The organism is Halomonas korlensis, from assembly GCF_900116705.1.
Lineage (GTDB): Bacteria > Pseudomonadota > Gammaproteobacteria > Pseudomonadales > Halomonadaceae > Halomonas > Halomonas korlensis.
In genome coordinates this window covers 1-22,910 of sequence record NZ_FPBP01000003.1, presented here as the reverse complement: position 1 = coordinate 22,910, position 22,910 = coordinate 1, and the positions used below count along the sequence as shown (strand labels likewise).

Genomic DNA, 22,910 nt, shown 5'->3' with positions numbered 1-22,910 from the left:
TTTTCTTTGTCTGTGACCATCCTGTGACCACGTTGTGACCAGCGTCGAAAGAAATTACTGTCAATCAGTAACGACTAATTGACCATCGGCGCCGGCTGGACACCGATGTGGTCACAAGCGCTGCATCAGGTCCGCTTAGCTGACGACAGTCGTCAGTATAATGGCAATGCTCCTTTCTCTATTACACACGTGCTTGCGGCCTTGTCAGATGCTCGCTTGATTCCGGCTGGAATTTACTCCGCTCCCTGTGACCCTCATCTGTTGGAGTGTTAGGTAAGTGCCTATGCAAAAGTAATCACGTTATCTGTTCCGTAGCTGCCGAGCAGGCGATGTATCTCATCAGAGAGGCGGTTAAACGACAGGTACGCACTCAGCGGTAACCATGCGTATTTCATCTGCCGCCACAGAATCTCGATCAGGTTCAGCTCCGGCGAGTAAGTCGATAGATAGACCAGGTGCACACGATGCGACATCCACTCCAAAAGCTTGCGCTTGAAGGCCTTGGAGCGATGCATACTTGCATTGTCGAGTACCACGACAGCGAAGGTATCGGGGTCCTTCTGCGCCACCAATTTGTCAAACGCTTCGATGACCGTCTCGGTGGTCACCGATTCGGTGACGGTGTGGTAGACCAGCTTCCCGGCTCGACTGAGAAACCCCAGCACGTTCAGCCTTCGGCTATGGGAATAGGCGGTCACCTCGCAGGGCTTACCGATGGGGCTCCATGCGTATGGTACCGACGACGATTGCGAAAAGCCTGATTCATCAAAGTAATAGAGCTCGTGCTCGCCCTGGTCTTCCCGCCTTTGAAGCGCTTTGAGGAGACCGTGAGTGTTGCGGGAATCCGATTCGTCACGCCTTGCCTTCAGTGAATGTCCGATGCGCTTGAAACTATGGTGATTTTTTTCAACGCCCGGCGAAGGGTCACCGTGCTAACCGTCTTGCCGGTCTCTTCGTGCAGGCGAGCCGGCAAGGTTCGAATCTGATGGGGCTGCTTAGCCACCAATTCCTGTAGTCGCTGGTGATCGCCATCATCCAGGATCGGCGTGCGTCCACTGCGAGGCTTGTCGATGAGCCCGTCGAGGCCCGACAGTTCCCACTGTTTGAGCCAGCGTGATACAGCATCGCGACGAACCTGCAGTATCTCACTGATTTGGTTAATGGTATGGCCTTGAGAACTCAGCAGAATGGCATGGGCACGCCGGCGCAGGGCGGTCTTCTCACCATGGTGATAGGCCGAGTTCAGCGCCTGCTGTTCAGCGCCAGTGAGAGGGACAACGAAGCGCTTTTTCATCGTTCCGTCTATGTCAGATAGGCTAACCCAGACACTACACGAAAATATTAGATCAAGCACTTAGTCGTGAACTGAGATGCTTCATCGGCAAGCATGGAATCGAAGGTATCCATGGGTTAGGCTCCATTCATGTTATCTGACTTTACCCAGTGTCTGAGCCCTTTGCTGTCTTGACATGCGTCGTTGAGAGCGTTGAGTGCCCCTTCGAGGGAGAGCCGATCGAGAAGACGCTCTATTTCCCGAGCGACCAAATGGCCGCCCAGGGGCTGGACCCGGCTCAAGTGGTCGTTATCAAGGTACGCGGGGGCACCCTCGCCGATGGCGATTGGGTGCTGATGGACCATAGCCGGGGTTTGATACGCACCGAAGGGGTGTTTCTACTGCTGATACACGGGGAGCGCCGGGTGAAGCGACTGGCGGGGCCTGGCTGCGATTTATAGCGGAAATCGACCTGGCCAGAGGATCGCTGAGCTGCATCATGAAAGACCTTCAGGCTTTCGAGACAGTCATCGGGAGCCTCCAGGAACCAATCGATGATGTGTTGGAAAAACCAATGGCTGTCATTCTGTTGCTCCGGTGATCGCGGCGGGGCCGGGCAGCGCCCGAGCTCAGGCAGGTACGTTTGATTGAGCTGCTTATCGGACAAAGGGTATTTCTGTCGCCGTTGCCCGTAGCGCTGACGGCCATTGCTGCGATTAGTGGTTAATGCCATCAGTGAGCCTGCCTGCTTTACCCACTCTGCTACTACCGTCTCGGAGAGATGAAACCGTTGTGCCGCCATGATTTGGGCTTTGGGCAATGGTTTTTTATTTTTTTCATCTTTTTCAATGGTAGCGAGTACTCGATAGACGAAAAGAGGGTTTAATAATTTGACGAGGGGGGTCGTGATCTGGGCCTGCCCGGAAGGTTCATAAGTGCCCCAGTCGCCTTCGGGAGAAGAGGCTAGAAAGGGGCCCCATACTTGACTACTCAGTGCCTGAGCAAGGTCCTTTGATGTTGTGGAACCTTGCAGCTTATGCCGGGATCGCCTCACTGATAGCGATTTTCTCGAAATATCTAAAAGAGCCGCCTGTTGATTCAATGTTAGTTCCAACTCATCAGCTTCCCAGAGGTAAGCACCCAGTACCCAGTCCGTGAGGTGCGCATAGCTGCGAAGTGATTCCGCCGGGCTGATATGGCCATGCAATTCGCTCAACGCCCAAAATCGCGTCCGCGTCGTTTGTTCTCGGGGAGCCAAGTCGAGACGCTGAGAGAGATCACTCTGCCAGTGAGGCATTATCACGTTCCCTTCATCATCTTGGGCCCATTCCAGAGGAAATGAAAAATCATGGCTAGGGTCATCGAGATGCACGTGTGTAAAGCTTATGTTCGAGTGGCGGAGATGGTGAAAACGCACATTGTATGTACCACTGGCCACCTTCAGTGCTTTTGTTATGGGAGAAAAAAGTTCCAGATCGCTGAGCGGACGGCGATACTGGCCGGGGAGGCAGAATAACAATTCCCGCATGAGAGAAGATGACGGTGACTCACCTTCGCGTAATCTCAGCCACTGTATCAATTCACTCTTCTCTGAGCTGAGGGCAAGGTGCTCAAGCGGAACACGACGAGTCGCCGATTCGGTCTTTCCATTTCGAATCCAAGTTTCAAGATCAGTCGTCAGTCCTTCGAGATGACAATGCATGTCTGCCATGGAAAGATGCTGGATTTCACTGCGACGAAACCCACAGCGGTATCCGAGCATCAACGCTAATTGCTGCATCATTTTGAAACGTTGCCCTTGGTCTGAGCGCTGGATGATGTCAATTGCCCGAATATACTCGGCCGGGGTGATGATGTTGTTGTCAACACGAGATTCTTGTCGTTTTGAAGATCCAATATCGATATCGGGAATGTCGTCGTAATTCTGCCGAAGAAAGTTATGAAACTGGTTGAGTGCCCATGATTTGGAGTAATGATTCCCATCGCTTTTTGATGTTAGCAAGATGTTTTCGTAAATTTCACCCCACTGATCTGGGCGCAGTGCAGACAGGTCTTCATGGTGTGATGCCAGCGATGTTAGGTATCGTCCATAAATTCCGGATTTTCCAATATACCCTTTGATGGTGGATAGGGTGATTGTGCTTTTTTGGACGCCTCCATGCGTTAGGAGGTGAAGGGTCCATAGACCAATAGCTTGGACAATTGGACTGTTTAGATGTGATGCAGATAAAAAAGCATACAAGTTGTCTTTCACGATTTTTCGCCCTGTGTTTCCCGGGCTGCTATGAGTTTGTAAAAGCGAATGAATTTCTGAAAACCTTACAGATTGATTTGAGCTTGACGCGCCTGTGTGGAGCGTGTTGGCGTTAATAGAAAATGATGTATTGAAGTTTAGGTCATCATTGTTTTCATTGTTGTTGTGATTTTCATGATTGATATGCCCAGTGGTCAAGCGGTGCCAGGTTTCGGGATCAAGCGATATACTGACATTTCTTGACCTTGAGTAATGTACGAGATAGCCAGGAATCGTATGTAGCGAAGCGGTGATCGAAGTCTCTATTAAAAAATCAATCAACTTGTCCTTTGGTAATTTAATATTCGGACAGATATTCGCAACATACTCTTTAAGACAGTCAGCTGGGTTTTTTGCCATGTAATGTAGAGAGTTAATGTTTTTCAGGGAGCGAAACAATGTAAGTTGACTGGTGGGGCCTAGGAATACCCTGCGATAAAAAGTGTGATTAAGGTCTTCATGATTTGAGCTGGACGCACGCTTTTCATTAAGTGTGATATACACCCTGCCTTCAAGCATGCCCACTTCTGATCGTACTGCGGAGTTTAGTTTAGACAACCAATGCTTGTTGAGCAGGCCTCCCTCTGTGATCAATGAAAACACAAAGCGTCCAAAAACCCATTCGGGGGAGCGATAATCCGCGTACTGCGACAAGCCACGTTTCTCATGCGCAATTATAATCTGATCAAGTTCATGTAATCGTTCGTAGTCTTCGGGTGTTAACTGATTTTGTTCGATGAACCTGTTGTGGATGGGAGGAGGGACTGGGAGCTGCCAGCCAAGCTGTTCGCATCCGTTGAACAGTCCTTTCGACAGGAAGTTGTGTGCTTGTTTATAAGGTGTACCATTGAGTTCCTGACCTACCAAGCTGACCAGTTCTTCGATTTTTTCTTCAGTAATGTGAATATTTTCGATGCCGTAAAATAAACCTGGATCGAGCTCATACACTTTCACCATAACTCGCTTTGTTCGATTAAATTGCTCATTCTTTCTCATAACGGCGCGGGTTTTGTCGCCCCCTTCAACTGAGGCCGCTTCTTTGGGGGCGCCAAGCTTCCAGCCAGACCAGATTTTATCAAAGTTCATGAGAATCCCCTGACTTCTTTCCAGCTATTTGAGGTTAGGATCGTATCCAGTGTCTCTCGAACTACTGTTAGGTATTTTTTTAAACAGAATGTCGAATGGCGGCCCGACGGCGCTTGATCTATACCCCAGTGTCCCATAAAAACATCTACATACTCGCCCGGAACGTCCAGCTCCCTCAAGCGAGTCCTCAGGTAGTGTCGGTTCATGTTCAGAGGGGGAGTAGCCTCTAGCGAAAGGTGTCGCTGAAGCTGCTCTGGAGTCACATTCTTGGGTACCATGTTCTTATTCAGGAAGAAAAAGGGCCGTGATGTATCCTGATTGAAAAAGAGCCCCATGCGGCTTTTCAGAAAATCACAATGTGTCCCGTAGTGATGGAGCTGGTTGAGGAGAAGATCCGTTGCGGGTATTACCCTGGAATTCGTAAGGCTATCATCCACTTTGTCGGCAATGACAATCGTTTTTCTTCTTTTGTTGATGTGACGAAAATCGGAAAGCGGATCCTTAACACTCCTATAGCCAGTGCTGAACATCATCAACATGACAGTGTATACTGTGAATGCATTATGTGCTTTTATCAGTATATCTGTGCAATGTGCTTCTGCTATCGAGTTTTGGTATCTCAGCTTAAGGTCATGGACCATCTTCGAGACAAACGCATCAGTTGGCATGATGGGAGACCCTGCTCTTTCATCGTCTTGATTGTCATCTATCATGGAGAGTTGGTGTGGTGAAAAGCCAATAGCAACATGCTGAATTACGTCAGCAGTTTGATTGTAAACGTCGCGAAGATGCTTAGTTTTAGGTGAATAGTAATATAGGGATGACACGTTTCCTGTTGGGGGGTAACGACCCGAAATCAGGCAGGCATCGGCAATGTCTTGACCACCAGCAATAGCTGTATCAAATAAGACTCCTTCTATCCTATGTAAAGTGATTCGTGTACTATATCGGCTTGTCAGCTCAGACAACACATCAGGAAGGTCCCCCTTGATGTCAGAAAGTCTCATGCCACTGAAAAATGCAGCAGACCGTTTTTCCGAGCGCTCATCCGCTCGTTTGGCAAGGGGTAATATGATGCTTTTAAACTCCATTGGTATTTTAAATGAGACCTTTTTTGCAGTGGGTTCAAACATACCTTCCCACTGGGAATTCAGTTGGCGCCGTGACTCCGGCTCTATAATGCCTGATACCCAAGATGCAACCTCGGTAACGATAAAGAGATCCGTTTCGCTCATGTTTTGAGGTAGCTGTTTTCTCGTCTTAACTACCCTGGCACTCACGACTTCCTCCAGGGATCGACCTGTCATCATGATTAAGGCAAGCGCAATGGAAATTTTTTTGTTAGATTTTTCTCTTATATAGCTCCATAAGTGTCTTATCTCTACGCGGCTAAGCTGTGCCCATCGATATGGTGTCAGTTGAGCTTTCTTTGTTATATGTTTCGTTTTTAATTGTGAGCGGATTTTTGACTGGAGTGGGCTATCGCCATTGTTCGCCTTAATAGGCGAAGCTTCCCTTTGGTGTTCTATGCCGGATAGCTCTTCGGACGTAGCAAGTCCATTGGCCCTGTGCCGTTTTTCTAGCTGTTCTTTTTTTACTGGATCGTCGGTGCCATAGTCGATGTAGCGTTTTAGCAGGCTTGCCGGTTGATCGCCTCCGAGTGTTACGATTTCATAAGTTAATTTCTTCTCTATTTCGCCCTCTCTCGATGCCACATTGCGACGCACGGGTCCTTCATGAGGCCCGCGTTTTTTATAGGCGAAGGCTATCATTCGCTCGATGTTTTGAATGTATCCCTTGTTTCTGTCATTAAGCGCTGTGCCGTATTTTGTTTCTTCGACAATGATGGCTAGTTTTGCGTAATATGTTTCAGAGTCGTATGTATCCCATACGGTGTTTTCTAGTGTGGCGTTTGACATGAGGCGCATGGATCGACATGCCGCCTCCAGGCTTAGCTGGTACCGTTCTCTAAATAGCTTCTTGTTGGTTTCCGGCTCATGGTATTCGCATTTATTTCTTTCAATCTCATCTCTCCACCACTTTGCTGCGTAAATGATGTGGGCCACCATAATAAGATGTGTGCCTACCAGCCCTGCCGGTCGGTCATTGACATTCACTAATGATGAGGTGATCGGGGCTGCTGCTCGAATACCGCTACTTTTATCTTTGGGTAGTGAGTCAAGATCGGCAACCCAGGTTTCCACAACGGATAGCTCACTGAGCTCTTCAATGGCTTTTTCCAACTGAAGGGGAGGCCAACAAGGGGTGTCAGATTGGAAGTGGGAATTTAACTCGTTGAGATTTTTTAAAATTTCGCGGATATATGTGCCCCACTTCGTGACTTCATAGTAATCCGCGCGTGGTTGGAAGGCCTCACGGATGAGGCCTTGCGTTGATAGGGTGATATTTGTCATGACATTATCCACTGTTAGCTCTTTGTCCGCCTGTTTATTCCAAGGAAATCACAAAACTTCGTTTTTGCGGTGAACGAATCACCAACTTGCTCTAGAAAATGTGGGTCCATTCCGTGGATGGTTTGTCGAAACTGTAAGGTTCTGTGTTCGCTGATTCGCGCGTCTAGACTATAAAATATGAGATTCAACAGTTCGTTAGCGAGCAGAAGCTTCAATTGATCATGTTGATTTTTGCAACTAATAACGATGCATGGTGTTTTTCGACTCGTTAAGGATTTTGCAACTTCAAACGCTCGAAGGTTGCCTACGATAATGAATGTGCCATTGCCCTGATCGCATACTATTGGAGGATGCTGGTAGACAAATGCACTTCGTGACGCCTCGCTCAGCACGTCCAGGTGTTTAACCACTGGCAAACAGCTGGCTAGCATTTGCGCGGTTTTCTTGTTCATTTCTGGAAGGTAGATTTTTTCCACATCAACCAGTTTGTATGTTCGATTGCCATATGTTTCAGACAAAACCATCCCTGCCCCCTGAAAATTTCATGGGTTAAATGTGACAGACAGCTCCCTGCTAGATGGCTAATAGCCTCTAGTCGTTTCGACTCTCTAGAGCAGGGTTAGCTGGATATTGGTATGTGGTGCCGGGACCACACTGAGGGTTACGGTGGCGGTTTATTCATATATGAATTACTCCTGTACCTGGGTTTGTCTAAAACATGTTCTTCAGCTGCTAAGGGCAGTGCTTAGTATCGATATTTCAAAGCGATTCGCATGTCGGTGTTAGCTGACTACTCATCTCATTAGCCATGCTACCGACACGGGTATGCCCAATAGGGAACATTTGGGCATTTTTTTAAGTCTATTTATTCATATGCAAAGGCCTGAAATTAAGAATAATGGAATATGTGGTCGGCTGTGCGCCCTCTGGATGTCTCGCAGACCCCCACCAGATGAGTAACCGCGACTGTCTGCGGGATTTTGATCACCGGCTTCCTGCCCTCCGCTGGTATCGAGCGCCCCCTCGCGCCCATAACATTGACGATTTTGGAGAGCCAGCTGCTTGCGGAGCGACGGCCACGCTTCGTGTTGTCCTTCCCTGAGCTTGGGTGTGTCGCTATCCATTTCCACTCATCTCCATCATTCATCCTCCTATCTATCTTCCATTCGGTGATCTGCCTGTCTCACACCCCGAGGGTAACCGCCGGGCCTGCTAACGCCATGAAATCGGCGATCTGATATCTGTCCCCCTTTGTCGCGTCGGAAATTTCCGAGCGGGCGGGCAGCCCAACATGATGTGCGTGCACCCATTCGGCCTCTCCTCCGCCTATTTACCTTCGGGTAATCTGCTTGGCTTGCACCCCGAGGGTAACCGCCGAGCCTGCTAACGCCATGAAATCGGCAATTTGATTTTCGTCGTCCCATTAGCCGTGCCGGCTACCCTTCACGCGGGTTGGGAGTTGAGTACGGTTTGCAGGATCCTCACCCGCTCAGGAGTTGGCTCTTGGGGCGATGAGGTACGCGTCCGCGGTCTGCTCATCCTCGATGGTATCTACCGGGGCTGTCAGAGCCATGAAATGGCCGATCTTGTGGTGCTGATTCGGCAGGTGAAAGGGCTTGCTGTCGTTGGATGGCTTATTTCGGCCTGGGATTGGGCAGTGGTGAATTTTTGAGGGAAAAGGAAGATGGCAGGGTGGGGTCCTGCGCGGGGCCGGAGGGCAACGTGCTCTGAGTACCGCATCAAGTGCTTGCACGTGCCTTGGGCAAGGGCGGATGGTTTACTCCCTGCTGCACGACAAAGGGGGATCCGCTGTTGGCCCTCTTGCAGCCGCTGGAACGATCTTAATTCGCCTTCAACGTGTCAACGCCAATGAAGGTTGTCCGCTTTTCATCACTTTAGATTGTCCGGTTTTTATCCGTGCTCTTTCATCGGAACAGACTCAGGCTCTTGTGGGGTGTCGTTCTCCTTGGGGGTGGGGGTGGTGACTAAACCGGCGCGTCGCTTGTCCTTCAGCCGGTAGCTCTCGCCCTTGATGTTCAGGGTGGTCGAATGATGCAGCAGCCGATCCAGGATCGCCGTGGCGATGACCTGGTCGCCGAAGATCTCGCCCCAGTCCATGAACGACTTGTTCGAGGTGAGGATCGTGCTGGCCCGCTCGTAACGCCGATTGATCAAGCGGAAGAACAGGCTGGCTTCTTCGCGGGTCATCGGCAGATACCCCATCTCATCCAGCACCAGGACCTTGGGGTAGGTCAGTTGCTGGAGTTGCCGGTCGAGGCGGTTCTCCTGTCGCGCCCGCATCAGCGTGCTGACCAGCCGGTCCAGGGTCATGAACAGCACGCGGTGGCCGGCTTCGGCGGCTTTTACCGCCAGGGCCACGGCGAGATGCGTTTTCCCAACACCGGGCGGGCCGAGCAGCACCACGTTCTCGCCGCGTTCGACGAAGCCCAGGCCGGCCAGGTCGCGCACGATCTTGTGATCGATGCTCGGCTGGAAGCTGAAGTCGAACTGCTCCAGGGTCTTGATCCACGGCAGCCGAGCCTGCTTCAGCCGGGACTCCAGGCCCTTCTGGTGGCGCCCGCCCCACTCCTGGGCCAGGGCCTGTTCCAGGAACTCCCGGTAGTTGAGATCCTGCTTGCTGGCGTGTTCGCAGAGGCTGTCGAGCGAGGCCTGGAGGTGCTCCATCTTCAGTCGGGTCAGTAGCTGTTCCAGGCTCATTGCAGCACCTCCTCGTAGACCCGCAGGTCACGCTGTTGCACGGCCAGGGTCTGCTGCCACAGGGCGGCATGGTGCTCCGGGACGGTGTGCCACCCGGCCTGAGGGGACTGGAGGCGGTGCTGGGCGATGGCCTCGCCAGCGGTGCTGTAGACGGTGAGTTCGTCATCCAGGCTCAGGCGGATTACCACCGCCTGGCCGCCGTAGCTATCCGGCACGCTGTAACGGTTACCACGGACCTCGATGTAGCCGTCCCAGCCGACCTGGCGCAGGTCGTGGTAGCGAGTATCGAAGTCCGTGGCCGGCAGCGCCTGGAGCGTCTCGGTTCCGGCGGTAAAGCGCTCGGCCGGCGTCTGACGGAACTGGCGTAACGGTCGTTCGTCGGCCACGCGCGCAAGCCATAGCAACAGCAGCCGATTGAGATGGGCAACGCTTTCGAATGCGCGGTAGCGCTGGAAGAAGTGCTGCTTCACATAGCCGACCATGCGCTCGGTCTTGCCCTTGGTGCGCGGGCGCTGCGGGCGGCACGCCTTGGGGGCGAAGCCGTAGTGATTAGCCAGTTGCAGGAAACCGGCGTTGAAGATCACCCGGTGGTCACGGTCCTGCTTGAGCACCGCCGCCTTCTGGTTATCGACCAGTACCGTGCGCGGCACGCCGCCGAAGTGGCGGAACGCCTGCACCAGAGATTCGTAGGTATGCTCGGCATCCTGGCTCGGCGCGGCCCAGGCATGGAAGCGGCGTGAATAGCCCAGTGTGTTGACGGCGAAATTGATCTTGCCGCACTGGCCGGCGATGACCGTCTCGATCTCGCCCCAGTCATGCTGAAGCTGGAAGCCGGGCGGGGTCTCGAAGCGCACGGTCTGCTTGCTGGGCCGCAATGCCCGCTTGGGTTGGATGTAGCTCCGCACCATGGTGGGGCCACCGGGGTAGCCCTGCTCGCGGATCAGCTGGAAGATCACCTCGGCGTTCCAGACATTCTCGGCCAGCAGCTGGTCGATGATCGGCTTGTAGGGATCCAGCTTGCTTGAGCGGGGCTTGGCGGGTCGCCCGGTCGGCGCCGCCTCACGGGCCAGATGACGTCGCACGGTCCGTTCGCAACAGCCGATCTGATGGGCGATATCCACGAGGTGGGCGCCTCGCTGGTGGAGTTGTCTTATCATGAGAAAGTCCTCTCGGCTTAGCATGGCGCGATCTCTTGACGGTTTGGTCACCAACAAGGAAAGGTCATGCGGGTCGGGGGGACAATCTGCTTTGATGATTTATGGACTTATAGCGCCGGCGTCGACAAACGCCGTGTTTGCCACTCCGCTGCGTGCACAGCAGTCGTTGTGCCTCCTGAAGATTTCCCTCTCAATGGCTGGGCTTTTGGGTAAACCATGCTGCTTCGGATTGAAACGAATATAGCGCTTTGTGAACGTTGGGTAGTGACGGTAGGTGAACTTGAGCATCTGTTATGTCTCTCTTTCATGTGAGTATCCACGGTACAACAAATGCCCATCTGTATAGGGAAGTGCGTCGCCTGGCCAGATTCCCAAAACACGCGAAAAATATGTTATGGGTCGGATCCTCCCGTTTTTCTGCTCAGGCCTGGTGGCTTCCCAAAAGAACCTTGCAATATGTTATAGGACCTACCTTGGCACTTCTGTCCGATACGGTTGGGCTTCCCAAAAGCCTGAGGGAATATGTTATGGGGTGAAGGGTGCAGGATAATCGACCACGCGTAGCCCGACAGTTACTCGCTGACTGAAAAATAGGCGCATAAGCAACGCTCGCGACAGGCTAGCGTCACCATCGCTGAAGAGAACACGATCCTGTAGATCCCCTGACAGGTCATTTACGCTCTGATCGTGTTCATGAGGCGTTAGGCTGCCCGGGTCACAATTCATTGGGTGAGGTCGTTGAAAGTTCACTTCAGCCATTGTCGCGTCGTTCAGCCCCGTGAGGCCGCTCCCGGTTGTACCAGGCGAAGTCGGCCTATGCTTGCAGTTGACCCGATAGCCAAGCCGGTGGAGGTGAGTTGTCATTGGACGTGATGTATAGACCGGGTCCGCAGATGCTGCACATCCATCAGGTGCATCGACAGTAGTTCCTTCGTCAACCGTCTCGGCACTGGTAGTGCAGCGACGTCGGCTAATGTTCTGCAGTCTCGCTACGCTTATGAGACTTGGTAAGAGATGCTAAAGTCACTACATGAAATCTCTGCCGGAGCAGGTCTGAATACAGGGTGATATTTTTCCCGAACAAATCGCATATTGGTGATTGAATAAAGCGATAGCTGCGGGCACAATCGACAATCAACCCAACTTCATGAGGTGTAATAGATGTCCATTCTCGCGACCTATTTACAAAAAGAGCAGCAGCTTAAGCAACTTCAAGACAAGCTGGAGCAACTCAAGAACGACGACCGCCTAAAGGCTGAGCTTGAATTCAAGGAAAAGCTTGAAGCGCTGATGGAGAAATTTGACAAGTCCGCCGTTGATGTCATCCGCCTGTTAAACCCCAAATCGGCACCGGCCAATGCTTCCAGCAGCACCAAGAGCACCGGGCGTGCCAAGCGGAAGCTGAAGATCTTCAAGAACCCCAATACGGGCGAGGTAGTGGAAACACGAGGGGGCAATCAGAAGACCCTGAAAGCATGGAAGGATGAGCATGGTGCCGAGACCGTGGAATCTTGGCTGGTAAGAGAGGAAGCCTGAGCGAACTTACCCTGACAATTCTTCACGGGTGGGGTAGTAGCTTGGTTGCCGTTGCATAACTGAACACTTGGAAAGAGAGCAGCGCACGGAAGCGCTACGTGATCGCTGGGAACAGCTTCAACTCGGGTAACGATTAGCTGTGCCGGCTCATCATGTTTCACATGGCCTTGGTCGAAGACAGACTCCTTCTCGCCTATAAATCTCATGCTCAATCCGAATCAGCAGATCGTATACAGGTTGTGGACCCTCTGAAAAGACGGCTTATGGTAAGCGGTCTTCGAGTTGCTGGTGGAGCGGCTAGGTCATCCAGCGATGTGCCAGTTCCTTGTCGCCGAATACGCTTTCCGCTGCTGCCCGAAGATTCCTTTCGTTGGGTAGATCCCAGAGATCACGCTCGACATCCAGCATGCCAAGCCAAGCTTGAGCTCTTCAGGCTCCTGAGCAAGGGGATCCATCTTCTGAAGCAACGGATCGAGAGAGCACGGCTTCTCCGTTAGGTTTGCTGGTAAAGCGAGGGTTTTAATCGACATCAGTAAGTGAATCACTCGAGATATTTAGCCCCCCTCTATTTACTGGCTTTACCCCTTTTTCGGCACCTCGCTGTAGTTAACGAATTCTCTCACCTGGCAGCCAAAGTAGCGGCATAGCTCACCGATGACGTCGAGTTCCATGTGGCTGGCCGTCTCGTGGCACGCCCGTTTTGGGTCCCCTTGCCTCCCTGCACTATTACGTCTGACTTTATACCAAAGTCGAGGCGAAAATATTTCATTGCCATACTACCATACTAGTCATATCAGGTATGGAGGCATGGCCTCCCTTCCTTCCTAACCGGGGCGAGCACCATGAACATGACCTTGCAGGGGCTATGGCAGGAGACACGCGAAAGCGGCTCAGTTCGTGAACGGCTCTATCAGGTGCTGCGTCAGTCGATCATTCGGATGGTGCTTGTGCCGGGACAGGCACTGTCGGAGAAGGAGATCGCCGAGACCGTCTCAGTGAGTCGCCAGCCGGTGCGCGAGGCTTTCATTCGGCTCTCTGAGGCGGGGCTGCTCGAAGTACGCCCCCAGCGTGGAACCTATGTGGTGAGGGTGTCCCAGCAGGCCGTGCTTCAGGCCCGCTTCGTACGCGAGGCGATCGAAGTGGCCGTCGCGCATGCCGCGGCGGAGGAAGGGCTGGACGCTCGCACCCTGAATGAGCTGCACGAACTGATCGAGCGCCAGCGACGCTGCAGCGAAACGGACGACTACGACCGTTTCTTTCAGCTCGACGAGGCGTTTCATCGCGCCTTGGCGCTAGGGATCGGCCAAGCGGCCGCCTGGCGAGTCACCGAGGAGGTCAAGGCTCAGCTTGATCGGGTGCGGTATCTGAGTATTCCAGAGTCGACGCCTATTCCCAAGCTGGCCGACCAGCATCAGGCAATCGTCGATGCCATCGTCGACCGAGATCCTGCAGGAGCGTCTCGTGCGATGGGCGTCCACCAGCGCGAGATTCTACACTCATTGCCAGAGCTCATGCGCCGGTTCCCCGATATGTTCGAGACCCAGCAGCCCTCCGCCCACATCATGGAGCTTAGCCAGTGAAGATTGAACAGGCCTACACCATCGTGACCTCTCCGGGGCGTAACTTCGTGACCCTCAAGATCGTTACCGATGAGGGCGTCTACGGCATCGGTGACGCCACCCTCAACGGCCGCGAGATGGCCGTGATGGCCTATCTCGATGAGCACGTGATCCCGGCGCTTATCGGCCGCGATCCTCAGCAAATCGAGGACATCTGGCACTATTTCTACCGTGGCGCGTACTGGCGTCGCGGTCCGGTGACCATGAGTGCCATCGCCGCGGTGGATGTTGCGCTCTGGGACATCAAGGCCAAGCTTGCCGGGATGCCGCTCTACCAACTACTGGGCGGCAAGAGCCGCGAGCGGGTGATGACCTATGCTCACTGTACCGGCAAGGATATCGAGACCTGTCTCGATGAGGTCGAGACGCACGTCAAGCTCGGCTATCGGGCGGTGCGTGTTCAGGCCGGTGTCCCCGGCATTCCTACGATCTATGGAGTCGCGAAACGTGAGGGTGAGCGCTACGAGCCGGCGGATGCCGAGCTTCCCGCCGAGCACGTCTGGAGCACCGAAAAATACCTGAATCATGTCCCCAAGCTGTTCGCCGCCGTGCGTGAACGCTTCGGTGACGATTTACATGTATTGCACGACGTCCATCACCGCCTGACGCCCATCGAGGCGGCACGGCTGGGCAAGGAAGTCGAGCCCTATCACCTGTTCTGGCTGGAGGACTGCGTCCCGGCCGAAAATCAGGAAAGCTTCCGCCTGATTCGCCAGCACACGACCACACCCCTGGCGGTAGGGGAAGTCTTCAACTCGATTCATGACTATCGGGAGCTGCTCGAGAATCAGTTGATCGACTATATCCGCATGCCACTCTCCCATGGTGGCGGCATCACCCATATGCGGCGGGTTGCTGACCTGGCCGGGCTCTATCACGTGCGCACCGGCTTTCATGGCCCCACCGATCTGTCGCCGGTGTGTCTGGGTGCGGCCATCCACTTCGACACCTGGGTGCCCAACTTTGGTATTCAGGAGCATATGCCCCATACCGAGGAGACCGACGAGGTTTTTCCCCACGATTTTCGTTTTGAGGATGGACACTTCATCGTCGGCGAAGCTCCCGGACACGGCGTGGATATCGACGAGAAACTGGCCCAGCAATATCCCTATAAGCGCGCCAGTCTGCCGGTCAATCGTCTCGAAGACGGCACGCTATGGCATTGGTAAGGAGGCAATAAGATGCAAGCTTTTCAAGTCAGGGCGCCCTTGGACTACACCATCACCGAGGTTGAAGTGCCCCAGGCCGCTCCCGGTGAAGTGCTCGTTCGCGTCGCCTATGCGGGAATTTGTGGGTCTGACATGCACATCATCCATGGCGACAACGCCTTCGTGCGTTTTCCTCGCATTACCGGCCATGAGTTTGCCGGCACGGTCGAGGCGCTTGGCGAGGGTGTCGAGGGCCTCTCGATCGGGGATCGCGTGTGCATCGACCCTGTAGTGAACTGCGGCGAGTGCTATCCCTGCCGTATCGGCCGTCCCAATGTCTGCACCGCTCTCGAAGTGATCGGGGTGCACCGCAACGGCGGTTTTGAGGAGCGGGTCAACGTGCCGGCCGCCAATGCTCACCTCCTTCCCGAAAGCGTGGGTCTGGATGCGGCTGCCCTGGTCGAGCCGTATACCATCGCCGCCAACGTGCTGGATCGCATGCAGCCCATCCCGGGTGATCGTCTGCTGATCTTCGGCGCCGGTGTCATCGGCCTGACCATCCTGCAGATGGCGCGTGCCTTGGGTATCGAGGACATCACGGTCGCCGACGTGATCGACGAACGCTTGTCCACGGCGCGTGAATTGGGCGCGACGCGAACCTTCAATGGTAGTGAAGAGGATATCGAGGCCGCCATACAGGCGTTGACAGGGGGCGAGGGGATCCCGCTGATCGCCGATGCCGCCTGCGTCCCAGCGCTACTGCCGCAGATGCTGCGTATCGCTTCGCCGGCGGGGCGTATTGGACTGCTGGGTTTCAATCCCAATCCCAGTGACTTGGTGCAGCTGGAGGTAATCAAGAAGGAGCTGACCTTGGTCGGCTCGCGATTGAACAATCGCAAGTTTCCGGAGGTGATCGATCTCATGGCTTCAGGGCGTCTCGATCCGCTGGCGCTGGTCAGCCATCGCCTGCCTCTGACAGAGATGCCCGGCGCCATCGACATGCTCGATCATCATCCCGAAAAGGCTCGTAAGGTGCTGATCCAGATCGGCAGCTGACGGGGTATGCCAATCCAGTCCTACCACAACGCACAACAGCAACGTGCAGGAGTTTCACCATGATTAAACAGCTCTTCACCGGCGCCGTCCTCGGAGCGGCCCTGATCGGTAGCCAGGCTACCCTAGCGGCAGACATCACCCTGAAATTCGGTCACCTGGCCAATGAGGAGAACATCTGGCACCAGGCCGCGGTAAAGTTCAAGGAGAAGGTAGAAGCCAACTCCGACGGCCGCATCGAGGTGCAGCTCTTCCCTAACGAGCAGTTAGGCAATGAAATGGATGTGATCAACAGCATCCAGCTGGGCACGGCCGACATGACCATCACCGGCGAGAGTCTGCAGAACTGGGCGCCCAAGGCGGCCATGATGGCAGTGCCTTACGCCTTCCGCGATTCCGAGCATATGCGTCAGGCGGTCGAGGGCGAGATCGGCGAGGAGATCGAAGCGCAGATCACTGAGCGTACCAATCTGGTACCGATCGCCTGGTTCGAGCGTGGCCCGCGCCATCTGACTTCCAACGAACCCATCACTCAGCCGGATGAGCTGGATGACTTGCGTTTGCGGGTTCCCAACGTGCCGCTATTCGTCGATACCTGGGAAGCCCTAGGCGCACGACCGACTCCCATGGCCTTCAGTGAAGTGTTCACGGCCTTGCAGCAGAACACCATCGAGGGGCAGGAGAATCCACTGAGCCTGATCGAAAGCGCCAGCTTCTACGAAGTGCAGGACTACGTGAACCTCACTGGCCATGTGCGTAGCTGGATCTATGTGGTGATCGGCAAGAACCAGCTCGACAGCATGTCCGACGAGCTGCGTCAGGTGGTGTTTGATGCCGCCGAGGAGATGCAGACCTATCAGGCCGAGCTGTTCGAAGAGGATCAGCAGCGCCTGGAGGAATCACTCACGGAGCGCGGCATGGAGTTCGTCGAGGTCGACACTGAGGCGTTTGCGGAAAAGGCACGTCCGGCCGTCCTGGAAGCCTTGTCTGAAGAGCAGCGCGAATTGTTCGACGCGATCCAGAATCTTTAACTCACCCTGAGGGCGCGGTAACTGTCCGCGCCCACTTCCATGCATGCCGGGGAGGCCAAGCTCTCCAAGAGGTAGTCTATGGATTCTCCTAATCAAGGACATACGCCGAGGGCAGGACGAGACGAATATCAAGCGCCAAGTCTGGAGGCGATGGCCGAGGTTCCGAAGCTTACGGGGCCGATCGGGCGTGTGCTGGGCTGGGTCGATGGGCTATTCGTGCTGCTTGCCAACCTGGCGTTGGTAGCGATTGCCGCCACGGTATTGCTACAGATATCGGGCCGTCTATTTCTGCCCTATTCACCGGCCTGGACCGAGGAGCTCTCACGCTATCTTTTCATCTACATGGTGGCGCTGTCATCGGGGGTCGCAATCCGACGCCATAGCCATGTCAATGTCGAGCTGTATCACCACAAGCTTGGGTTACGGGCACGCGCTGGCTACCAAATTCTGATCAGCTTAATGATCGGCGCCTTCGCTCTCGTAGTGCTGCCCTACGCCTGGCTATATGCCCAGAATGGGGCATGGCAGACCTCACCCACCTTGAAGGTTCCCATGCTTTACATTTTCTTCTCCACCGTCGTGCTGTTCGCACTGGTGCTTTTCTATAGCGTTGTCGGTGTTATCGAGGGGTTAATCGCCCTGCAGCGCAAGCCGGAGATTGAGTCATGGAAGTGATCGTACTCTTCAGTGTCTTTCTTGTGCTGCTGGTTCTGGGTATGCCGATCGCCTTCGCATTGGGTATTTCCTCTCTCAGTTTCCTGCTCCTCGAGGGTATATCGCTCACTATCGTGCCGCAGCGCATGTATGCCGGCATCGATACCTTCGTTTTGCTATGTATTCCCGGCTTCGTGCTCGCGGGCAATTTGATGAATGTGGGCAACATCACCGAGCACATCGTACGTTTCTGTAATGCCTTGATGGGGCATATCCGAGGTGGGCTGGGGCTGGCCAATGTCGGTGGCTCAATGATTTTCGGTGGCATATCGGGAACGGCGGTAGCCGATGCTGCGAGTATCGGCTCGGTGATGATCCCGGGGATGGCGAAGTCGGGTTACGACAAGCCGTTTGCCGCTGCGGTAACAGCGGCATCATCCACCATAGGGCCGATCATTCCGCCCAGTGTGCCAATGATTATCGTCGGCTCGCTGGCAGGGGTCTCGGTGGGCCGCATGTTCCTGGCCGGTGCGATTCCGGGCCTGTTGCTAGGTGTAGCGATGATGATCACCGTCTATATCCTGGCGGTTCGGCGCGGCTATCCCAAGGAGCGCCGATCCACCCTGCGCGAGTTGCTGCACGAAGGACGCACCGCCTTCTGGGCGCTGCTGATGACGGCCATCATTCTCTACGGGATCATCGGCGGCTTCTTCACCCCGACGGAAGCGTCCATCGTAGCGAGCCTCTACGCACTGATCGTCGGTATGTATGTCTACAAGGGCCTCACCTGGCGCAAGTTGCCGGCGATACTGACCGATACGGTGCTGACCTCTTCTGGTTTGCTGCTGTTGGTGGGACTGGCCAACCTGTTCGGTTGGATCCTGACCAGCCAGCAAATTCCGCAGATGGTGGCCGCCGGGATCCTGTCGATCAGTGAGAATCCCCTTATCGTTATCTTGATCCTCAACCTAATCCTGCTGTTCGTCGGTGCTTTCATGGAGACGATCGCTGCCCTGATCATTTTGTTTCCAGCGTTGCTGGGCGTGGCTACCGGAATCGGCATGGATCCTATTCATTTTGCCGTCATGGCGGTACTCAACCTGATGATCGGCTTGACGACACCCCCCGTGGGCGTTTGCCTGTTCGTTGTAGCCGGTATTGGCAATCTTCAGATGCTCAGCGTCGCTCGTGCCATTGTGCCGTTCCTGGTGTGCAACCTGATTGTATTGTTCCTGGTTTCGTATATTCCGGCCATCTCGCTTTGGCTGCCCAACCTGTTGATGGGCGAGTAGACGATAGGGCTGAACTAGACGGCACTCGATAACCAAAAAGGCTATTAATGACCATAACCCATTTTCCTGCCGCTGCCCGAAGGGGCCAGGTGTCGATTGTCCACCTTGGCTTGGGCGCTTTTCATCGCGCACACCAGGCGGTCTTCCTGGAGCGGTTTCGCCAGCGTAGCGGTGACCGCACTTGGGGCGTAAGCAGCGCCAACCTGCGTTCCAACGTGGCGCTGGTCGATGCGTTGCGAGAGGCCGGCTATCGCTACCACGTGGCGGAATACGCCGATAGCGATACCCTGACCCTGCGCGAGATCGGGGTAATCGAGGAGACGCTTTTCAGCGGTCGTGACGCCAGTGGTCACTGGGGGCGGGATATCGAGGCGCTGTTGGGGCGGCTGGCCGCCCCCGAGACGCGCATCGTCACCCTGACCGTGACCGAGAAGGGCTACTTTCTCAACCCGGCTAACGGTGAGCTGATCACGGAAGACCCCATGGTCGCGGCGGATATCGCTCATCCCCAGGATCCCCGCACTGCGTTGGGTATCCTTGTCGAGGCGTTGGCACGTCGACAGGCCGCCGGGCGAGCCCCCTTCACCGTGCTGTGCTGCGACAATATGCCCGACAACGGTAGGCGAACCCGGACAGCCGTGATTCAACTGGCGGCCTGTCGCGATGAATCACTGGCCGCCTGGATCGAACATGAAGTCGCCTTCCCTTGTAGCATGGTCGACCGTATCGTGCCGGCCATGACCGAGGCTGATTTTAAGCGACTCGAAACCTTGGGTGTCAGTGATCCCAATGCCGTCGTCAGTGAAGCCTTCATCCAGTGGGTCATCGAGGATGACTTCCCCCAAGGGCGCCCCGACTGGCAGAGCGATGGTGTAGAGATGGTCGCCGACGTAGCGCCCTTCGAAACCATGAAACTGCGGATGCTCAATGGCAGCCACTCGCTACTGGCCTACCTGGGGGCGTCGGAAGGAGTCGAGACGGTGTTCGAGGCGGTCAGCCGCAACGACCTGCGGGCTCTGCTGCGCCGCTACATGTTGGATGAGGCAGCACCTACACTGGCCATGCCCGAGGGCACTGACGTGGTCGCCTACGCCGACTCGTTGCTTGAGCGCTTCGCTAATGACAGCCTGCGCCACCGCCTTCACCAGATCGCCATGGACGGCAGTCAGAAGCTGCCCCAGCGCTGGCTGTTGGGTGCCCTGGCGCGTCTCGAGGCGGGGCAATCGGCGCCTTGCGTCGCCTTGGGTCTGGCCGCCTGGATCCGCTATACCGCCGGCCGGGACAGCCAGGGTCATGTCTACAAGGTGGACGACCCATTAGGGAAACGCTTTGCCGAATTCCATGAACGTCACGGCCAGGACCCAGATGCGCTGGTGTCGGCCTTTCTGGCCATGGATGACGTTGTCCCCCCGGCTTTGGCCAACCATTCCGATTTCGCCGCGGCGGTGCTCGATGCCTATCGTTCCCTGACAAAACAAGGTCTCGCCGGGGCTCTGAACGCTCTCGAGCGTACCTAACACGAGGAGACTCCTGTGGAACATACCTGGCGCTGGTACGGCCCCCATGATCCCATCCGCCTGGATGAGATTTGCCAGACGGGAGCCACCGGTATCGTCACGGCATTGCACGAGATAGCCAATGACGAGGTCTGGCCGGTCGCGGCGATCCAAGAGCGCAAGGCGCTGATCGAGGCCGCTGGCTTGACCTGGTCGGTGGTGGAGAGCGTGCCGGTACCCGAGGCGATCAAGCAGGGGTTGCCCGAACGCGATGGCCTGATCGCCACCTACTGCCAGACCCTGCGCAACCTGGCGGCCTGCGGCATCGACACCGTCTGCTACAACTTCATGCCGGTACTCGACTGGACGCGCACCGACCTGTCCTGGCCATTACCGGACGGCGGCCGGGCGCTACGCTTCGACCAGGTCGCCTTCGCCGCCTTCGACCTCTACCTGCTCGCCCGACCGGGCGCCGATGCCGAATACGCCGATGCCGAGAAGAAAGAGGCCAGGGTGTATCTCGAGGCCCTGGACCCGACCGGCCGCGATACCCTGATCAGTACCCTGATCGCCGGCCTGCCGGGCGCCGAGGAGCACTATACGCTCGAGCAGTTCCGCCGCGTGCTGGCCGCTTATGCCGACATCGATGCTGCGCGCCTGCGCGAGCACCTGGCGTACTTCCTTGAGGCGGTGATTCCGGTCGCAGAGGAAGTCGGCATCCGCATGGCGATCCATCCCGACGACCCGCCCCGGCCAATGCTGGGGCTGCCGCGGGTGGTCTCCACGCCGGATGACGCCCAGTGGCTGCTCGATGCCGTGCCCAGCCCAGCCAATGGCCTGACCCTGTGCACCGGCTCCTACGGGGTACGCCCCGATATCGATCTGGCGGCGATGGCGCGGCGCTTCGGGCCGCACGTCTATTTCGCCCACCTGCGCGCCACCCGACGCGAGGCGCCGGATCCGCGCTCTTTCCACGAGGCAGCGCATCTCGACGGCGATGTGGACATGGTCGCAGTGATCGCAGCACTGGTGGCCGAAGAGCGGCGTCGCGAGCGGGAGGGCGGCCCACGCCTGCCGCTGCGCCCCGATCATGGCCACCACATCCTCGACGACCAGCACCGCAATACCGCGCCGGGCTATCCGCTTTACGGACGCCTCAAGGGGTTGGCAGAGCTGCGTGGGGTGGAGCACGCCGTACGGCAGCTGACCTGATCCACCCGCGTTGGGCTCAGTCCATGGACGACAGGTCGTCTTCGAGTTCTGCCAGGCGCTGGCGGCTCGGCAGACCCTCCATGTCGCCCTGCACCTGAACGGCCTCGGCGCCGATCAAGTTGCCGCGACGCACGGCCTCGCGGGGTGAGCGCCCCTCAAGCAGCGCGCTGATCACGCCTACCGCGAAGCCGTCCCCGGCGCCGACGGTATCCACCACCTCGTCGACCTCGACACCGGCCATGCTGAACGATGCCTCATGCCCATCAAGGACCCCACGGTAGTAACTGCCCTCGGGGCCGAGCTTGATGATCACCGCCTTGGCGCCACGCTCGAGATAGAAGCCGGCGATATCATCGGGTGATACCCGCCCGGTGAGCAGCTGACCCTCGGCCAGGCCCGGCAGCACCCAGTCGGCCTTGGCGGCCATGGCGTTGAGCGTCTCGCGCATTTCGTCCTGGCTGGACCACAGGCTGGGTCGCAGGTTGGGGTCGAAGGAGATGCTGGCGCCGTGCCGGCGCGCCTGGTCCAGCATGTGCCAGGAGAGCTCACGGCAACTGGCCGAGAGCGCAGGCGGGATGCCGGTGGCATGCAGGTGGCGAGCGGCCGAGAAATCCACCGATGCGGCATCGTCCGGTGACAGGTGGCTGGCAGCGCTTCCCCGCCGAAAATACTCCACACGAGGGTCGGCACCGCCAAAGGCGCGCTCCTTGAACACCAGCCCTGTGGAATGCTCGGCATCATGGATCAGGTGTCGGCAGTCCACGCCCTCCGCCTCCAGGGTGCGCCGAAGGTAGTCGCCGAAGCTGTCGACACCCACGCGGCTCAACCAACCGACGTGGAAGCCGAGCCGGGCCAGGCCGATGGCGACATTGGTATCGGCACCGGCTATGCCGCGCTGGAAGTGTTCGATATCGGGCATGGCCCCCGG

At 56.0% G+C, this 22,910-nt stretch carries 15 protein-coding genes; 9 read left to right on the top strand and 6 right to left on the bottom strand.

Translation table 11 applies throughout. The features are described from left to right. Positions 1 to 281 precede the first annotated feature (281 nt). The 5 genes from BM341_RS04825 to istA all read right to left on the bottom strand — a co-directional run bounded on the left by BM341_RS04825 (position 282) and on the right by istA (position 10,965). Positions 282 to 1,294, bottom strand: a protein-coding gene (locus BM341_RS04825) for an IS630 family transposase (RefSeq protein ID WP_089793498.1) whose coding sequence is annotated in 2 segments (ribosomal slippage) — positions 282 to 907 and positions 907 to 1,294 — 1,014 coding nt in all. Because the reading frame shifts where the segments join, the coding sequence is not laid out codon by codon here. Positions 1,295 to 1,571: 277 nt separating this feature from the next. Next, on the bottom strand, positions 1,572 to 4,652 hold the full coding sequence (locus BM341_RS04820; protein WP_089793496.1) for a tyrosine-type recombinase/integrase: 3,081 nt from the start codon (positions 4,650 to 4,652) through the stop codon (positions 1,572 to 1,574). Continuing rightward, a complete protein-coding gene (locus tag BM341_RS18930) occupies positions 4,649 to 7,066 on the bottom strand; it encodes a hypothetical protein (RefSeq protein WP_139232973.1) in 2,418 nt (805 codons plus the stop codon). Before BM341_RS18930 ends, BM341_RS04820 begins: the two co-directional genes overlap by 4 nt. Positions 7,067 to 8,977: 1,911 nt before the next feature. Continuing rightward, positions 8,978 to 9,784, bottom strand: coding sequence for an IS21-like element helper ATPase IstB (gene istB / locus BM341_RS04805; protein ID WP_089793488.1), 807 nt, complete (start codon positions 9,782 to 9,784; stop codon positions 8,978 to 8,980). Then, a complete protein-coding gene (gene istA / locus BM341_RS04800) occupies positions 9,781 to 10,965 on the bottom strand; it encodes an IS21 family transposase (RefSeq protein ID WP_089793486.1) in 1,185 nt (394 codons plus the stop codon). The genes istB and istA overlap by 4 nt, the downstream gene beginning before the upstream one ends. A gap of 1,137 nt (positions 10,966 to 12,102) precedes the next feature. Here istA and BM341_RS04795 point away from each other — a divergent pair. From BM341_RS04795 to uxuA, 9 genes are all read left to right on the top strand, one after another. Next, on the top strand, positions 12,103 to 12,477 hold the full coding sequence (locus tag BM341_RS04795) for a histone-like nucleoid-structuring protein, MvaT/MvaU family (RefSeq protein WP_089793484.1): 375 nt from the start codon (positions 12,103 to 12,105) through the stop codon (positions 12,475 to 12,477). Positions 12,478 to 13,319: 842 nt separating this feature from the next. After that, positions 13,320 to 14,057 (top strand): GntR family transcriptional regulator, encoded by a 738-nt coding sequence (locus BM341_RS04790; protein WP_089793481.1) that lies wholly within the window; start codon positions 13,320 to 13,322, stop codon positions 14,055 to 14,057. Continuing rightward, positions 14,054 to 15,265 (top strand): D-mannonate dehydratase ManD, encoded by a 1,212-nt coding sequence (manD, locus tag BM341_RS04785; RefSeq protein WP_089793479.1) that lies wholly within the window; start codon positions 14,054 to 14,056, stop codon positions 15,263 to 15,265. The genes BM341_RS04790 and manD overlap by 4 nt, the downstream gene beginning before the upstream one ends. 12 nt (positions 15,266 to 15,277) lie before the next feature. Next, on the top strand, positions 15,278 to 16,300 hold the full coding sequence (locus tag BM341_RS04780) for a Zn-dependent oxidoreductase (RefSeq protein ID WP_089793477.1): 1,023 nt from the start codon (positions 15,278 to 15,280) through the stop codon (positions 16,298 to 16,300). A gap of 59 nt (positions 16,301 to 16,359) precedes the next feature. Further along, positions 16,360 to 17,328 (top strand): TRAP transporter substrate-binding protein, encoded by a 969-nt coding sequence (locus BM341_RS04775; protein WP_089793475.1) that lies wholly within the window; start codon positions 16,360 to 16,362, stop codon positions 17,326 to 17,328. A gap of 150 nt (positions 17,329 to 17,478) precedes the next feature. Further along, on the top strand, positions 17,479 to 18,003 hold the full coding sequence (locus tag BM341_RS04770; RefSeq protein WP_245784172.1) for a TRAP transporter small permease: 525 nt from the start codon (positions 17,479 to 17,481) through the stop codon (positions 18,001 to 18,003). After that, positions 17,994 to 19,274, top strand: a complete 1,281-nt coding sequence (locus tag BM341_RS04765) for a TRAP transporter large permease (protein ID WP_089793471.1) — start codon at positions 17,994 to 17,996, stop codon at positions 19,272 to 19,274. The genes BM341_RS04770 and BM341_RS04765 overlap by 10 nt, the downstream gene beginning before the upstream one ends. 47 nt (positions 19,275 to 19,321) lie before the next feature. Further along, on the top strand, positions 19,322 to 20,791 hold the full coding sequence (locus tag BM341_RS04760; RefSeq protein WP_089793468.1) for a mannitol dehydrogenase family protein: 1,470 nt from the start codon (positions 19,322 to 19,324) through the stop codon (positions 20,789 to 20,791). Positions 20,792 to 20,806: 15 nt separating this feature from the next. Next, on the top strand, positions 20,807 to 21,982 hold the full coding sequence (uxuA, locus tag BM341_RS04755) for a mannonate dehydratase (RefSeq protein WP_089793466.1): 1,176 nt from the start codon (positions 20,807 to 20,809) through the stop codon (positions 21,980 to 21,982). A gap of 16 nt (positions 21,983 to 21,998) precedes the next feature. Here uxuA and BM341_RS04750 read toward each other — a convergent pair whose 3' ends face one another. Continuing rightward, on the bottom strand, positions 21,999 to 22,901 hold the full coding sequence (locus tag BM341_RS04750) for a sugar kinase (protein WP_089794170.1): 903 nt from the start codon (positions 22,899 to 22,901) through the stop codon (positions 21,999 to 22,001). Positions 22,902 to 22,910: the final 9 nt, after the last annotated feature.